At 73.4% G+C, this 15,965-nt stretch carries 14 protein-coding genes; 10 read left to right on the forward strand and 4 right to left on the reverse strand.

Features of this window, described 5'->3' with window-relative positions; all coding sequences use genetic code 11:
• Positions 1–20 precede the first annotated feature (20 nt).
• Complete coding sequence (gene rfbD / locus FIC82_RS07805) at positions 21–923, forward strand: dTDP-4-dehydrorhamnose reductase (RefSeq protein ID WP_168731613.1); 903 nt, start codon at positions 21–23, stop codon at positions 921–923.
• On the opposite strand, the gene rfbA is transcribed toward rfbD, so the two are convergent.
• Positions 896–1,759 carry a glucose-1-phosphate thymidylyltransferase RfbA gene (rfbA, locus tag FIC82_RS07810; protein WP_154798172.1) on the reverse strand — a complete coding sequence of 288 codons (864 nt, stop codon included), beginning with the start codon at positions 1,757–1,759 and terminating at the stop codon, positions 896–898. The genes rfbD and rfbA overlap by 28 nt on opposite strands.
• A gap of 120 nt (positions 1,760–1,879) precedes the next feature.
• Between rfbA and rfbB the strand changes: the two genes are divergently transcribed.
• The 4 genes from rfbB to FIC82_RS07830 all read left to right on the forward strand — a co-directional run bounded on the left by rfbB (position 1,880) and on the right by FIC82_RS07830 (position 5,935).
• Positions 1,880–2,875 carry a dTDP-glucose 4,6-dehydratase gene (gene rfbB / locus FIC82_RS07815; RefSeq protein WP_168731614.1) on the forward strand — a complete coding sequence of 332 codons (996 nt, stop codon included), beginning with the start codon at positions 1,880–1,882 and terminating at the stop codon, positions 2,873–2,875.
• 52 nt (positions 2,876–2,927) lie between these two features.
• Complete coding sequence (locus tag FIC82_RS07820) at positions 2,928–4,385, forward strand: phosphomannomutase/phosphoglucomutase (RefSeq protein ID WP_168731615.1); 1,458 nt, start codon at positions 2,928–2,930, stop codon at positions 4,383–4,385.
• Positions 4,386–4,447: 62 nt separating this feature from the next.
• A complete protein-coding gene (locus FIC82_RS07825) occupies positions 4,448–5,641 on the forward strand; it encodes a cell wall-binding repeat-containing protein (protein ID WP_154798173.1) in 1,194 nt (397 codons plus the stop codon).
• Between the two features lie 105 nt (positions 5,642–5,746).
• Entirely contained in the window at positions 5,747–5,935 is a 189-nt protein-coding gene (locus FIC82_RS07830) for a Trm112 family protein (protein WP_154798174.1), read from the forward strand.
• Between the two features lie 82 nt (positions 5,936–6,017).
• Here the strand turns inward: FIC82_RS07830 and FIC82_RS07835 are convergent, their stop codons facing one another.
• The 3 genes from FIC82_RS07835 to FIC82_RS07845 form a co-directional block, all read right to left on the reverse strand.
• Entirely contained in the window at positions 6,018–6,971 is a 954-nt protein-coding gene (locus FIC82_RS07835; protein ID WP_154798175.1) for a glycine betaine ABC transporter substrate-binding protein, read from the reverse strand.
• A gap of 116 nt (positions 6,972–7,087) precedes the next feature.
• A complete protein-coding gene (locus tag FIC82_RS07840) occupies positions 7,088–7,957 on the reverse strand; it encodes an ABC transporter permease (protein WP_154798176.1) in 870 nt (289 codons plus the stop codon).
• A 5-nt stretch (positions 7,958–7,962) separates the two neighbouring features.
• Positions 7,963–9,357, reverse strand: coding sequence for a quaternary amine ABC transporter ATP-binding protein (locus FIC82_RS07845; RefSeq protein ID WP_154798177.1), 1,395 nt, complete (start codon positions 9,355–9,357; stop codon positions 7,963–7,965).
• A 571-nt stretch (positions 9,358–9,928) separates the two neighbouring features.
• Between FIC82_RS07845 and ahcY the strand changes: the two genes are divergently transcribed.
• The 5 genes from ahcY (at position 9,929) to FIC82_RS07870 (ending at position 15,697) form a co-directional block, all read left to right on the forward strand.
• Positions 9,929–11,482 carry an adenosylhomocysteinase gene (gene ahcY, locus FIC82_RS07850; RefSeq protein WP_154798178.1) on the forward strand — a complete coding sequence of 518 codons (1,554 nt, stop codon included), beginning with the start codon at positions 9,929–9,931 and terminating at the stop codon, positions 11,480–11,482.
• Between the two features lie 36 nt (positions 11,483–11,518).
• Complete coding sequence (locus FIC82_RS07855; protein ID WP_154798179.1) at positions 11,519–12,160, forward strand: hypothetical protein; 642 nt, start codon at positions 11,519–11,521, stop codon at positions 12,158–12,160.
• Positions 12,161–12,193: 33 nt separating this feature from the next.
• Positions 12,194–13,342, forward strand: coding sequence for a hypothetical protein (locus FIC82_RS07860; protein WP_154798180.1), 1,149 nt, complete (start codon positions 12,194–12,196; stop codon positions 13,340–13,342).
• An 83-nt stretch (positions 13,343–13,425) separates the two neighbouring features.
• On the forward strand, positions 13,426–14,925 hold the full coding sequence (locus FIC82_RS07865) for a sensor histidine kinase (protein ID WP_154798181.1): 1,500 nt from the start codon (positions 13,426–13,428) through the stop codon (positions 14,923–14,925).
• A gap of 112 nt (positions 14,926–15,037) precedes the next feature.
• A complete protein-coding gene (locus FIC82_RS07870; RefSeq protein WP_154798182.1) occupies positions 15,038–15,697 on the forward strand; it encodes a response regulator transcription factor in 660 nt (219 codons plus the stop codon).
• Positions 15,698–15,965 lie beyond the last annotated feature (268 nt).

The following is a 15,965-nucleotide window of genomic DNA, read 5'->3' on the forward strand; positions in this document are numbered from 1 at the left end:
TGCGTGCGGAGGTGGTCGCGGTGCGATGGACGGTCACGGGTGCCGGGGGGATGCTCGGCACGGACCTCGTCGCGCTGCTGCGCGACCGCGGCGAGGACGTCCGAGCGCTCGACCGCACGGGCCTGGACGTCACGGACGCCGCGGCGGTCGACGCGGCGGTGCGCGGGGCGGACGTCGTCGTGAACGCCGCCGCGTACACCGCGGTCGACGCGGCGGAGGAGGACGAGGCCGGGGCGTTCGCCGTGAACGCGGTCGGTGCGCAGCACGTCGCGCGGGCCGCGGCGGAGCACGGTGCCCGCCTCGTCCACGTCTCGACGGACTACGTCTTCGACGGCGTCGTGCCCGACGGCGGTCGGACGCCCTACCCGGAGGACACCCGGCTCGCGCCGCGCTCGGCGTACGGGCGCTCCAAGGCGGCCGGGGAGTGGGCGGTGCTGTCCCAGCACCCCGAGGCCCTGGTCGTCCGCACGGCCTGGCTCTACGGCGCCCACGGCACGTGCTTCCCCCGGACGATCGTGCGCCTCGTGCGCGAGCGTGGCGCGGTCGAGGTCGTCGACGACCAGGTCGGTCAGCCGACGTGGACCGTGGACCTCGCCGACCTCGTGGTGCGTCTCGTCGGGGCGGGAGCGCCCGGCGGCGCCTACCACGGGACGGCCCAGGGCCAGGCGTCGTGGTGGGAGCTCGCGCGGGAGGTGGTCGCGACCGCGGGGCTCGACCCCGAGAGCGTCCGGCAGACGTCGAGCGCTGCCTTCGCCCGCCCCGCGCCCCGCCCCGCGTGGTCCGTCCTGGGGCACGACGCGCTGCGCGGGCTCGGGATCGAACCCGTCGGGGACTGGTACGACCGGTGGCGTGCGGCGGCGCCGCTCGTGCTCGCCGGTCTCGGGGGACCGGGCGCTCACGAGTCGAGCAGCGACAGCAGGTAGGTGCCGTAGCGCGACGGCGCGAGCGCGGTCGCCCGCTCGCGGAGCTCGTCGTCCGAGAGGAAGCCGCGTCGCCACGCGACCTCCTCCGGTGCCCCGATCTTCAGCCCCTGCCGGTTCTCGATCGTGCGGACGAAGTCGCTCGCGTCGAGCAGCGAGTCGACCGTCCCGGTGTCGAGCCACGCCGTCCCGCGCGGCAGGACCTCGACCTGGAGCCGCCCCTCGCGCAGGTAGTGCAGGTTGACGTCGGTGATCTCGTACTCGCCGCGAGCCGACGGCCGGAGCGAGCGCGCGACGTCGACCACGTCCGCCGAGTAGAAGTAGAGGCCGGGGACGGCATAGCTGCTCCGAGGCCGCGCCGGCTTCTCCTCGATGCTCAGCGCACGCCCGGACCCGTCGAACTCGACCACGCCGTACGCCGTCGGGTCGGCGACGCGGTAGGCGAAGACGGCCCCGCCGTCGATCCCGGCGAAGCGCTGGAGCCGGTCGCCCAGCCCGGGCCCGTAGAAGATGTTGTCGCCGAGGACGAGCGCCGCCGAGTCGCCGTCGAGGAAGTCGGCCCCGAGCACGAAGGCCTGGGCGAGGCCGTTCGGCTCGGCCTGCACGGCGTACGAGATCGAGACGCCGAGCCGCGACCCGTCCCCGAGCAGGCGGTGGAACGCCTCCGCGTCGTGCGGCGTCGTGATGACCAGCACGTCGCGGACCCCGGCGAGCAGGAGCGTCGAGAGCGGGTAGTAGATCATCGGCTTGTCGTAGACGGGCAGCAGCTGCTTGCTCACCCCGAGCGTGATCGGGTGCAGACGCGTGCCCGCGCCACCTGCCAGGACGATCCCCTTCATCCCGGCAGGCTCTCACGAGTGCGGTGTCCGGTGAGGGTGAAATGCCGTGCGGGGCGCCGGTGCGCGCACCGTCCGTCGCTAGACTCGCGGCGGCAGGAGAACGGGTCGAGGAGGTCGTCGGTGCGGGTGCTCGTGACCGGCGGTGCCGGGTTCATCGGGGCGAACTTCGTGCGGCGCACGGTCGAGACGCGGCCCGACGTCGAGGTCGTCGTGCTCGACGCCCTCACGTACGCGGGCGACGAGCGCTCGCTCGACCCCGTGCGCGACCGCGTCGACCTCGAGGTCGGTGACGTGGCGGACACGGACCTCGTCGACCGGCTCGTGAGCGCGGCGGACCTCGTCGTGCACTTCGCCGCGGAGTCGCACAACGACAACTCCCTCGCCGACCCGTCACCGTTCGTGCGGACCAACGTTCTCGGGACGTTCACCCTCCTCGAGGCCGTGCGCCGCCACGACGTCCGCCTGCACCACGTCTCGACCGACGAGGTCTACGGCGACCTGGCGCTCGACGACCCGGCGCGCTTCACCGAGGCCACCCCGTACAACCCGTCGTCGCCCTATTCGTCGACCAAGGCGTCGAGCGACCTGCTCGTGCGTGCCTGGGTGCGCTCGTTCGGCGTCCGGGCGACGATCTCCAACTGCTCCAACAACTACGGCCCGTACCAGCACGTGGAGAAGTTCATCCCGCGACAGATCACGAACCTGATCGACGGTCACCGCCCCAAGGTCTACGGCGCGGGGGCGAACGTGCGGGACTGGATCCACGTGGACGACCACAACGACGCGGTGTGGGCGATCGTCGAACGAGGCGTGCTCGGCGAGACGTATCTCGTGGGAGCCGATGGCGAGCGGTCCAACCTCGCGGTGGTCCAGGACCTGCTCGAGATCTTCGGACGCGACCGGGACGACTACGACCTCGTCGCCGACCGCGCCGGGCACGACCTGCGGTACGCGATCGACGCCACGCGCCTGCGCACCGAGCTCGGCTGGGTCCCGCGCTACACCTCGTTCGGCGAGGGGGTCGCGCGGACGGTCGACTGGTACCGCGACAACGAGGCGTGGTGGCGCCCCACGAAGGCGCGCACGGAGGCCCGGTACGCGGCGAGCGGGCAGTAGCCCTCTCCCGTCCCGGGGCGGCGGTCGGCACGCGCGCCGATAGGCTGGGCCGGTGACGACCGACCTCTCCCACCTCATCAAGGCGTACGACGTCCGCGGCACCGTCCCGGACCAGCTGAACCCCCAGGTGGCGGAGGCCATCGGCGCCGCGTTCGCCCGTGCGGTGGCCCTGCCCGAGGCGCCAGCTCCGGCCGGTGACGCGCCCGGCCGGGCGAGCGTCGTCGTCGGGCACGACATGCGCGACTCCGGGCCCGACCTCGTGGACGCGTTCGCCGCCGGGCTCACCGCGGCGGGTGTCGACGTCGTGCGGATCGGCCTGTGCTCGACGGACGGCCTCTACCACGCGTCGGGCGTGCTCGGGGTGCCTGGTGCGATGTTCACGGCGAGCCACAACCCGGCCGTCTACAACGGGATCAAGCTGTGCCGCGCGGGTGCCCGGCCCGTGGGGCAGGACTCGGGGCTCGCGGAGGTCCGGCGGCTCGCGGAGGGGTTCCTCGACGACGGGCTCCCGGGCGCCGCGGGCGAGCCGGGGACGGTCACGGACCGCGACGTGCTCGGTGACTACGCGGCGTTCCTGCGTGGCCTGGTGGACCTCTCGGGGATCCGCCCGCTCAAGGTCGTCGTCGACGCCGGCAATGGCATGGGCGGCTACACCGTGCCGGCCGTCCTCGGCACCGGTGCCGGCCTGCCCGCGCTGCCGCTCGACGTCGTGCCGCTCTTCTTCGAGCTCGACGGCACGTTCCCGAACCACGAGGCGAACCCGCTCGACCCGAAGAACCTGCTCGACCTCCAGGCCGCCGTCGTGGAGCACGACGCCGACCTCGGGCTGGCGTTCGACGGCGACGCCGACCGCTGCTTCGTCGTCGACGAGCACGGCGACCCGGTGTCGCCGTCGGCGATCACGGCGCTCGTCGGCCTGCGCGAGGTCGCCACGGAGGTCGAGGCGGGCCGCACGCCGACGGTGATCCACAACCTCATCACGTCGCGTGCCGTGCCCGACTTCCTCGGGGCGGCGGGCGCGCGGACGGTGCGCACGCGCGTCGGGCACTCGTTCATCAAGGCGCAGATGGCCGACCACGACGCCGTCTTCGGCGGCGAGCACAGCGCGCACTACTACTTCCGCGACTTCTTCTTCGCGGACACGGGGATGCTCGCCGCGATGCACGTGCTCGCCGCGCTCGGGTCGCAGCCGCACCCGCTGTCGGCGCTGGGCGAGATGTACGAGCCGTACGTCGCGTCGGGCGAGATCAACTCGACCGTGGCCGACGTGCCCGCGGCCCGGGCGCGCGTCGTCGAGGCGTACGTGACGCAGCAGGGCGGCGGCCCGGTCGAGGTCGACGAGCTCGACGGGCTGACCGTCTCGCACTGGGACTCCCACCCGCAGTGGTGGTTCAACCTCCGCGCCTCGAACACCGAGCCGCTGCTGCGGCTCAACGTCGAGGCCGCCGACGAGGACATCATGGAGAAGGTGCGCGACGACGTGCTGTCGCTCGTGCGCGAGACTCGTTAGGGGAACGTCCGAACCACCGCTACTCTCAGCGCACCCTGTACAACCGCTGAGAGGAAACAAGAATGGCAACACCCCTGCGGGGCGCGGACCTCGACCGCCGCACCCCCGTCCGCGCGCGCCGCGTCGCGCGTGCACTCCTCGCCTCCACGCTGGCGTTGACCGTCGTCGGCGCCGTGGGCACCGTCGCCGGGGCGCACACGCTCTCGACGCCCGACACGACCGTCGGGATCGACGGTCTCGGCGGCGAGGCGCAGGCGTTCCGCGAGGTGCTCGCGTCGCGGGTCACCCCCGAGCGTGCCGCGGAGCTCGAGGAGCAGGCCGCGACCCTGGCCGCCACACTTGCCGGGACCGATCGAGTCTCCGGTAAGGACCGGTACGAGACCGCCGCGGGTGTGTCGTACGGGATGTTCGACTCCGGCGTCCCTGTCGTCTACATCGCGAGCGGTGCCGGCTTCGCCGATGCGCTGAGCGCTGCACCCGCAGCGGCGGTCCAGGGCGGACCGCTCCTGCTCGTCCAGCCCAACGGCATCCCGGCAGTGGTCGCGGCCGAGCTGCAGCGTCTCGCCCCCCAGCGGATCGTGGTCGTCGGCGGAACGGGAGCCGTCTCGAACGCGGTCTACAGCCAGCTCGCGGCGTACGCGCCGTCGATCCGTCGTGACTCGGGCGCGGACCGCTACGCGACGTCTCGTCTCGTGAGCCAGCGCGCTTTCGGAGGAGGTGTGGCTGTCGAAGCGGCCTACGTCGCGACCGGAACCGACTTCCCGGACGCGCTCTCCGCCGGCGCGGTGGCCGGCGGCGCAGGTGTGCCCGTGATCTTGGTCAACGGCAAGGCGGGCAGCGTCGACGCGGCGACCAAGCAGCTGCTCCAGACGCTCGGCGTCTACGCCGTCGGCATCGCCGGTGGCAACGGTGCCGTGAGCGCCGGCATCGAGGCCGACCTGGCGGACGAGCCGAACATCGACGGCTTCGTCGCGAGGTACGCGGGGAAGAACCGCTACGAGACGTCTGTCGCCTTGAACCAGGACGCCTACCTCTGGGCGAACGGTGCGTTCCTCGCCACCGGCGCAGGGTACGCGGACGCGCTCGCTGGTGCCGCTGCCGCTGGCTCCGTGTCGGTGCCGCTCTGGGTCGTCCCGAGCTCGTGCGTGCCAGGCGCCGTTCTCACCAAGGGCAGCGAGCTCGGTGTGGGCACCTACATCCTGCTGGGTGGGCGTGGGGCGCTGGGCGACGGCGTCGCGGCTCTGTCGCGCTGCTGAGCTCTCGGCGACGGCAGGTGCGGGAGATCTCGCGCCTGCCGTCGCTCGTGCCGCGACACGTAGACTCGTGCGGGCGCTGTGCCCGGACGACGACGAGGAGCGAGCATGAGCCTGCAGATCGACCCCTGGGTGCGCGAGGCGCTGCGCTGCCCCGTGACGGGCGCGCCGCTCGTGGACGGTACCGGGCCGTCGGGCGAGCCCGAGCTGCACTCCACCGACACGGACCGACCGCTCGCGTACCCAGTCCGTGACGGGATCCCGGTGCTGCTGGAGGACGACGCGCGCCCGCTGTGAACGTGCTCGTCGGTGACGACGACGCGCCGAAGGCCGGCTTCCCGCACGGGGAGCCGGCCTTCGTGCTCGGGGGCCGGTCGCGTCAGACGCCCGCGGACTCCTTGAGGTCGTCGACGAACGTCGGGTTCGCCTCGAGCCAGGCCTGGACGGCCTCGGCCTCGTCGGCGTACTCGTCGGAGTTGAACATCATGTTCTCGAGCGAGAACAGCTGCTCGTCGTCCAGCGTGAACGCGCCGAGCATCTTGGTCAGCGTCGGGTAGCGCTCCTCGAAGTCGGACGAGCCCCACATGTGGATCTTCTCGGCCTCGCCGAGCGCGCCCTCGGGGTCCTCGAGGTCGCGGACGGGGAACTCGTCGTACGCCCAGTGCGGGCGCCAGAGGGTGACGGCGATGTTCTCGCCGGCGTCGGTCGCGCCCTTGAGCTCGGCGAGCATCGCGGGGGTCGAGGAGATCGAGTAGTCCATGCCCTCCAGCCCGTAGGTGGGGATGACCTCCTCCTGGGTGATCTTGGTCAGGCCGGCGCCGGCCTCGATCCCGACGAGCTTGTCGCCGTACTCGCCCGACATGCCGGCGAGGTCCTCGAGGGACTGCGCGGGCGAGTCCTCGTTCACCGCGATGGTGAGCTTGGCGTCGTCGTACCAGTACCCGAGGTCGGTGACCTCCTCGCCGTACTCCTCCTCGTAGGAGGCGTGCGTGTAGGGCAGCCAGACGTCGAGCGTGACGTCGAAGTCGCCGCCGGCGAGGCCGGTGTAGACGACGCCGACGTCGGCGGTCTGGGAGGAGACGTCGTAGCCCTCCTCCTCGAGGATCGCGGTCCACAGGTGGGAGACGGCGATGCCCTCGTCCCAGCCGGAGGGGATGCCGATCGAGACGGCGGCCTCGTCGTCCCCGTTCATGGGGACGTCGGAGTCGCCACCGGAGCCGGAGCCGGAGTCGGTCGCGCAGGCGGTCAGGGCGAGGCCGAGGACGGCGGTCGCGGCGACGGCCGCGGTGCGGCGGACGGGGCGGCGGGTGGTGCGGGTGCGTGCGGGGGTCATGCTGTCCTTCCGTGGGTCCGGGGGACCCGGTCGGTGTGCCCGACGGCGGGGGCTCGGCGGGCGGTCTCCGGCTCTCGGGCCGGGGCGGGTTCTGTCTCGCGCGTCGGATGCGCGCGTCAGACGCGCGCCGCGGCGAGCGCCCGCGCGACGGGGGCGCGGTCGCCGAGCGCCGACGTGACGCGGTCGAGGAACATCGCGAGGATGACGACGGCGAGGCCGGCCTCGAAGCCGAGGGCGACGTCGACGCGCTGGAGGGCGGCGACCACGGGCTCCCCGAGGCCGCCGGCGCCGACCATGCCGGCGATGACGACCATGGACAGCGACAGCATGATCACCTGGTTGACCCCGGCCATGATGGTGGGCAGGGCGAGCGGGAGCTGGATCTGGCGCAGGATGCGCCCGGGGGTGGAGCCGAAGGCGTGCCCGGCCTCGACCACCTCCTTGTCGACCTGGCGGATGCCGAGCTCGGTGAACCGGACGCCGGGAGCCATGGCGAAGACGATGGTCGCGATGATCCCGGGCACCGGGCCGGTGAGGAAGATGACCACGGTCGGGATGAGGTAGACGAACGCCGGCATGGTCTGCATGAAGTCGAGCACGGGGCGGACGACCGCGCTGACCCGGTCGTTCCGCGCGGCCCAGATGCCGAGCGGGATCGCGATCGCGAGCGCGATCACGGCGGCGACGATGACCAGCGCGAGGGTGTCCATCGCGTTGTCCCACTGGTCGACGCCCGCGATCACGACGAAGCCGACGAGCGACCCGAGCGCGAGCTTCCAGCCCTTGACGAAGAACGCGAGCGCGGCGAGCACGACGGCGACGACCCAGAACGGCGGGCTGGAGAGCACGACGTCGAGGGCGTCGTAGACGCCGACGAGGAGGTCCTTGACGAACCGGAACAGCGGCCGGAACGTCGTCGTCATCCAGGAGACGAAGGCGTCGACCCACTCGCCGAGGGGGAGGCGGGGCACGAGGTAGTCGGTCATGTCCATCAGCGGGCACCCCCGTCCTGGCGGTCGGCGCCGAGGTCGACGGCGTCACCTGGCGGGGCGTCGGCCACGCGGGGGTCGTCGACGGGTGCGGGCTCCGCGGGCGTGTCCGGGCCGAGGTCGATCTCGCCGGTGCGCGGCTGGTCGCCGGGGACCATCGCCTCGAGGAGCGTCACGCGCGGCACCACGCCGACGAGCCGTCCCTGCTCGTCGGTCACGGGCACGGGGAGCGAGGACTCGGCGGCGGGCGCGAAGATCTCCGCGAGCGGGGTGTCGGGGGAGACGGGTACGACGCCGTCGCGCACGAGGCCGTCGAGGCTGTCCTTCCCCTTCTTCAGCGCGGCCACGGCGTCGTCGTCGCGCACGACGCCCTGCAGGTGCCGCTGGCGGTCGACGACGTAGGCGGCGGACACCTGCGCCTCGCGCATGGCCCGGCTCGCCTGGCGGGGGCCGCCGGAGAGCGGCACGACGACCGCGGGCCGCACCATGACGGAGGACGCGGTGAGCACGCGAGTGCGGTCGACGTCGGCGACGAACTGCGCGACGTAGTCGTTCGCCGGGTCGGACAGGATCTCCTCGGCGGTGCCGATCTGCACGATCCGGCCGTCGCGCATGACGGCGATGCGGTCGCCGAGGTGCATGGCCTCGTTGAGGTCGTGCGTGATGAAGACGATCGTCTTGCCGAGGCGCTGCTGGAGGTCGAGGAGCTGCTCCTGCATCTCGCGACGGATGAGCGGGTCGAGCGCGCTGAACGCCTCGTCCATGAGGAGGACGTCGGTGTCGGCGGCGAGCGCGCGGGCGAGGCCGACGCGCTGGCGCATCCCGCCGGAGAGCTGGGACGGGAGCGAGTCCTCCCAGCCGCCGAGACCGACGAGGTCGAGCGCGGTGCGCGCCCTCTCGCGACGCTCGGCCTTGCCGACGCCCTGGATCTCGAGCGGGTAGGCCGCGTTGTCGAGCACGGTGCGGTGGGGGAGCAGCGCGAAGTGCTGGAACACCATGCTCACGCTGCTGCGGCGCAGGGCGCGCAGCTGCTTGGCGTCGGTGGACGCGAGGTCGGTCCCGCCGACGAGGACGTGGCCCGCGGTCGGCTTCCACAGGCCGTTGAGCATGCGGATGAGCGTCGACTTGCCCGAGCCGGAGAGGCCCATGACGACGAAGATCTCACCGCGCCGGACGTCGAAGGACGCGTCGATGACCGCGGCGGTGCCGAGCGTCTTGACGTCGTCGCGCGACGCGCCCTGCTCGAGCCGGCGGATCGCCTCGACCGGCCGACGGCCGAAGACCTTGTACACGTCGCGGACGGAGACGGCGACGTCGGTGGGGGGCGTGCTGCTCGGGATGCCGGGTTCGGCGGCCGTGGAGGCGCTGTCGGGCGGGGTGATGCTGGGTGCGGTCATGCGGGCGGGTCTCGCCACCTTCCGTGCGGGGGACCGGCACGCCCCGCGCGAGGACGGCGCCAGAGGGGTCCGGCGGCGGCGTCTCGGGAGCGTGGACATGACCTGTGGACGCGTCGCGGTCGGCTGCCCGGGGGGCGACCTCCGCGCTCTGCGCACAGCGGGCCACATGCTGGTCCGACGTCAATCGGTACCTACGCACCCTGCCTGATTCGAGGTTCAACTTCTACCCAGCACCCGGGTATCAGGGGGTGTTCTAGGACGATTCTTGACCGAACATCGTTGGAACGATGCGGATGACGAACGATCGCGGATCGTTATCCCTTTGTGACCTTGAGATGGTCAAGCAATCGTGTTACGCGCGCGCCCGGGCGCGCGCGCCGGACGAACGGTGTGACCTGCGTCGGACGTCCCGCTCGCCGGGGCTGCTCGACGCGGTCGTCGGTAGGCTGGTGACCGGGCGGGCCGAGGTCCCGTCCGGCGCGGACGGGAGCCCCCAGCGCAGCCACCGGCCGGTCATCAGCAGGGTCGGCACCACCGGCCCGACCGGCACCGAGAGACGCACAGGAGAACCATGTCCACCACAGCGCCAGCCCCGACGACCGGCACCCCGGGAGCGGCTCCCGGCTTCGACGAGGCCCCCGGCCGCTACAAGGTCCGCGACCTGTCCCTCGCGGAGGCGGGCCGTCACCAGCTCCGCCTCGCCGAGCACGAGATGCCCGGCCTCATGGCGCTGCGGGCCGAGTACGGCGAGTCGCAGCCCCTCGCCGGGGCAAGGATCGCCGGGTCGCTCCACATGACGGTGCAGACCGCCGTCCTCATCGAGACGCTCGTGGCGCTCGGGGCGCAGGTGCGCTGGGCGAGCTGCAACATCTTCTCCACGCAGGACGAGGCCGCGGCCGCCGTCGTCGTCGGGCCGCACGGCACGCCCGAGGACCCGCAGGGCGTGCCCGTCTTCGCCTGGAAGGGCGAGAGCCTCGAGGAGTACTGGGACTGCACGGAGCAGATCCTCCTGTGGCCCGGGGACGAGTCGCCCAACCTCATCCTCGACGACGGCGGCGACGCGACGATGCTCGTCCACCTCGGCCTGCAGTACGAGCGCGCGGGCGTCGTCCCGCCCGACACGCTGCCGGGCGAGCCCGACCACACGCACGAGATGAACGTCGTGCGCGCCGTGCTGCGTCGCGCGCTCGACGCCGACCCCCTGCGCTGGACGACGATCGCCCAGGCGGTCCAGGGCGTCACCGAGGAGACGACGACGGGCGTGCACCGCCTCTACCAGCTCGCCGAGGCGGGCGAGCTGCTGTTCCCGGCGATCAACGTCAACGACTCGGTCACCAAGTCGAAGTTCGACAACAAGTACGGCATCCGCCACTCGCTGCCGGACGGCATCAACCGCGCGACCGACGTCCTCATGGGCGGCAAGGTCGCGTTCGTCGCCGGGTACGGGGACGTCGGCAAGGGCGCGGCCGAGGCGTTCCGCGGCCAGGGCGCGCGCGTCATCGTGTCCGAGGTCGACCCGATCTGCGCGCTCCAGGCCGCGATGGACGGCTACCAGGTCGCCCGGATCGAGGACGTGCTCGGCGTGGCGGACTTCTTCATCACGACCACGGGCAACAAGGACGTGATCCGCGCCGAGCACCTCGTCGCGATGAAGGACAAGGCCGTCGTCGGGAACATCGGCCACTTCGACAACGAGATCGACATGGCCGGCCTCGCCGAGACGCCCGGTGTGACCCGCACCGAGATCAAGGCGCAGGTCCACGAGTGGACGTTCGCCGAGCCCGGTCCGGGCGGGCAGGCCGCGGGCCGCTCGATCGTCGTGCTCTCCGAGGGGCGCCTGCTCAACCTCGGCAACGCGACCGGTCACCCGTCGTTCGTCATGAGCAACTCGTTCTCCAACCAGGTGATCGGCCAGATCGAGCTCTTCGAGGACGCCCGCCGACCCGAGGCGGAGCGCGCCTACGCCCGCCAGGTCTACCGCCTCCCGAAGGTTCTCGACGAGAAGGTCGCGCGCCTGCACCTCGACGCGCTCGGCGTCCGGCTGACCGAGCTCTCGCCGAGCCAGGCGGACTACCTGGGCGTCCCTGTCGAAGGGCCGTACAAGCCGGAGCACTACCGCTACTGAGCACGGCGCGCACCGCCCGCGCCAGGAGGAGGCCGTATGGAGCCGACGTCCGACGAGCGTGCCCCCGTCGTGCCCTCGCGCCCCGAGGGCGCGGGTGGCGACGCGGGTGGTGGCGAGGCCGGGAGCGGAGCGGGGAGCTCGGTCGGGGGCGAGCCCGTCGGCCCGCCCCCGGGCCGCCTCCGGCTCCTGTGGCACCGCGTCGGCAACCGGTGGGAGCGTGAACCCCCGCACGACCTCCTGTACGGCGCCATCGTCGCGGGCTTCGTCATGGCGGTGTCGAGCGTCCACGCCCCGACGGGCGACCGGGTCGTGCTCGCCGTCTCGCTCGTCGCCGTGGGCTACTGGCTCGCGCACTGCTACGTCGACGCGGTGAGCGGCCGGTTCCGCGACACCGGGCACTCCCTGTGGGACCGTACCCTCACGGCTCTTCGGCTCAACGTGGGGGTGTTGCTCGGTGCGGTTCCCGGGATCGTGGTCTACCTGCTCGCCTACGTGCTCGGGGCGGGCGTCGAGGACGCCGCGCTCGTCGCGGTGTGGTTCACCGTCGTGCTCCTCGGCGTCGTCGGCTTCCTCGCCGCCTACCGGGCAGGTGCCCGGGGCGGCCGTCTCGTCGGGGAGACCGCCCTCGCGGCGGCGTTCGGCGGCGTCGTCATCGCCGTCAAGTACCTCCTGCACTGACCGGGCCGCTGTGACCGTGCCGGCGGTCGCCCGGTGAGCGCCGAGACCGTGCCGGAGCGCACGCGCGAGGCCACGGCGCCCGCCGCTCCGGCGCGCCCGCGCCGCGCGGTGCCGGGATGGGTCCGCTGGACCGCCGGGGGGCTCCTCCTGCTGCTCGGCGGCGTCCTCGCGATCGCCGCGCTCGTGGCGCGGTACGCCGACGGCACGCTGCTCGACACCGACCGGTACGTCGCGATCGTGCGGCCCCTCGCGTCCGACGAGTCCGTGCGGGCCCAGGTCGTCGACACCGTCACCGACCAGGTGATGGCCCGCGTCGACGTCGAGACCATGACCGCGGACGCTCTGGACGGGCTCGCCGCGTCGATCGACCCGACCGAGCGCCCGATCCTGTCGGACCAGGCCACGCAGCGGTCCGAGGCGGCGGCCGCCGCGCTCGCCCCCCTGCTGTACGACCAGGTGGAGCGGCTCGTCCGCGGGGTCGTCGAGCGCGTGGTCGGCTCCCAGGCGTTCGCGACGGCGTGGGAGCAGGTCAACCGGACCGGGCACCGTGCGGTCGTGTACGTCGTCACGGGGGAGGGCGACGTCGTCCGTGCGTCCGAGGACGGCGTCGTCCGGCTCTCCCTGGGACCCGTCGTGGACGACGTGCGCACCGCGCTCCAGCTGCGCGGCTTCTCGTTCGCCGAGCGCATCCCCGACCTCGACCCGCAGCTCACGCTCGGGCAGTTCCCCCAGGTCACGGTCGTCCAGACCGGGGTCGCGTGGCTCGGGCGCGCCGCGGCGTGGCTGCCGTGGATCGTGGTCGGGCTCGCGGCGCTCGCGGTGTGGGTCGCCCCGGAGCGGCGTCGAGGCGTCGCGCTCGTCGCCGGGACCTGGACGGCGGCGGGGCTCCTCCTCGTCGGCGCGATCGCGTTCGGGCGCGCGAAGTACCTCGAGGCGCTGCCGCCTGCGGTGGCCGAGAACGCGACGGGTGTCGTGTACGACCGGCTCCTGGGACCGCTGCGCGTCGACGGGTGGTGGCTCGCGGCCGTCGGGGTCGTCCTGCTCGCGGGCGTCCTCCTCTGGCCGGCGCTGCGCACGACCGCCCGGCGCCACCCGGCCGGGACGACCGGCACGACCGGTCCGACCAGCACGACCGAGAGGGCCGACGAGGCGACCGCGCCGGCTGTCACGACCACGCCCTGACCGGAGGACACGGGGGTTGTCCCCACCCCGGCGCGGCGGACGCCACCCTGTCGCCGCCGCAGCGGGGCGCCGAGACTGGCACCATGACTGCCGTGACCCCTGACCAGCCGAGCGTCGCGCCCGCCGGAGACCCGTCGTCGTCCGGCACCCCGGTGCCGGGACCTGCGACGCAGCCGCTCGCCGCCGACGTCGCGCCCCCGAAGGCCGGGGACGTCGTGGCGTTCACCGGGTCGCGTCCCGACCCGCGCTACGTCGACCACCGCGAGCACGTCGGGTTCGCGCGCGCCCCGTTCGCGGCGCGGACGTGGCGCGAGTACGGGTACCTGTGGCTCGCGATCCTCCTCGCGCCCTTCGCGTTCACCTACGGGCTGTTCGCCGTGGTGTTTCTCGTGGCGATGCTCGTGCCCGTCATCGGGCTCGTCGTCGCGGGCTGGGTCGTCGTCGGCGGCCGCGGCTGGGGCTCGATGTACCGGTCGCTCGCACGGTCGGCGCTCGGCGTCGACGTCGCCGCCCCCGCGCCCTACGTACGGCGCCGCGGGTTCTGGAGCACGCTGTGGAGCGGGATCGGCGACGGGACGGGCTGGCGGGCGGTGCTCTTCCTCCTCGTCACGTTCCCCCTCGCGATCGTGTCCTTCGTGGTGAGCACGGTCTTCCTCGCCGTCGGCCTCGGGGGCATGACGCACTGGTTCTGGTCGCGGTGGCTCCCGCTCCAGCAGGCGAGCGACGGGTCGTGGCACCGCGGCGCGTCCTTCGGCACCGACTGGTTCGTCGACACCCCGGTGCGCCAGCTCGGGCTCGTCCTCGTCGGTCTGCTCTTCGTGTTCCTCTGGGCGCAGATCAACCGGGGCTTCGTCCAGCTGTTCCGGGCGCTCACCGTCGCGCTGCTCGGGCCCACGCTGTCGAGCCTGCGCGTCGCCGACCTCGAGGAGTCGCGCGGCCGCACCGTCGAGGACGCGGACGCGAAGCTGCGGCGCATCGAGCGCGACCTGCACGACGGCACGCAGGCGCGCCTGGTCGCCGTCGCGATGCAGCTCGGGGAGGCCAAGGAGCAGCTCGCCACGGGAGGCGACCCCGGGGAGGCGCTCGATCTCGTCGACCTCGCCCACTCGTCGACCAAGGAGGCGCTCGTCGAGCTCCGCGAGCTCGCGCGCGGCATCCACCCGCCCGCGCTCGACAACGGTCTCGCGGTCGCGCTCGAGACGCTCGCGGCGCGCTCGCCGCTCCCGGTCACGGTCGACGTCGACCCCGAGGTCGAGGCATCGGGACGCCTGGCGCCCGCCGTCGAGTCGATCGCCTACTTCTGCGTCGCCGAGCTCGTGACGAACGCGGTCAAGCACGCGCGCGCCACGGGCGTGTACGTGCTCGTCGAGCGGCAGGGCAGCGGCCGCGGCGCCCGGCTGCGCCTGCGGGTGCGCGACGACGGCCAGGGCGGCGCGCGCGTCGTGCAGCCGGGGTCCGACGGCCAGCGGTCGGGTCTCGCGGGCCTCGCGGAGCGCGTGCGCTCCGTGGACGGCTCGTTCGAGCTCACGAGCCCGGTCGGCGGCCCGACGGTCGTCACCGTCCTCCTGCCCGTGCGGGTCTGACGTGCGCGCGGACGTCCGTGTCCTGCCCGGGCGCACCGCCGCCGTCGGGCACGATGTCCCGGGGAGGACCCACCCGCCCGGGCCGGACGGCCCGCCCGACCGGAAGGACACCATGCGACTCGTCATCGCCGAGGACTCCGCCATCCTGCGCGACGGCCTCGTCGCGCTCGTCACGCGCCGCGGCCACGAGGTCGTGGCCGCGGTCGCGGACGGCGACGAGCTCGTCGCGCAGGTCGCGCACCTCGCCGCCACCGGCGTGCTGCCCGACGTCGCGGTCGTCGACATCCGCATGCCCCCGACGTTCACCGACGAAGGGCTGCGCGCCGCCCTCGCGCTGCGCGCGGCGCACCCCGAGCTGGGCGTGCTGCTCTTCTCCCAGTACGTCGAGACGCGGTTCGCGAGCGAGCTGCTCACGGGCGGAGCGCGCGGCGTCGGGTACCTGCTCAAGGACCGCGTCGCCGACGTCGGCGAGTTCGTCGACGCGCTCACGCGCATCGCGGCCGGGCAGACCGTGCTCGACCCGGAGGTCGTGAGCCAGCTCATGGGCGCGTCGCGGTCCGACGACGGGCTGGCGCGCCTCACGCCGCGCGAGACCGAGGTCCTGGAGCTCATGGCGCAGGGTCGGTCGAACTCCGCCATCGCCGAGGCGCTGTTCCTCTCCTACGGCGCGGTCGAGAAGAACGTCACGTCGATCTTCGGCAAGCTCGGGCTGCCCCAGGACGCGGGCGACCACCGGCGCGTGCTCGCCGTGCTGCGGTACCTCAAGATCTGACGGGCGCTGCCCGGGGGACAGCCCCCGTCCGGCCGGGTGGGCTGCCGCGACAGGGTCGGGGGACCGTCCCGTACCGGGACGAACGGGATGTTTCGAGACTGGTGAGCACCGGGGATCCTCCCGGGAACGCCGACCTTGGAGCATCCCGTGGCCGTCCTGTCGCCGCCCCCCTCCCCGCCCCGCGCGCCGTCCCGGGCGCGCCCCCTGCCCGCCCGGCCCGCGTCGCCGGGCGGGCGGCCCGCCCTCCGGGACCGACCGTCGTCGGGCC

The sequence above is a fragment of the Cellulosimicrobium protaetiae genome, from assembly GCF_009708005.2.
Taxonomy (GTDB): domain Bacteria; phylum Actinomycetota; class Actinomycetes; order Actinomycetales; family Cellulomonadaceae; genus Cellulosimicrobium; species Cellulosimicrobium protaetiae.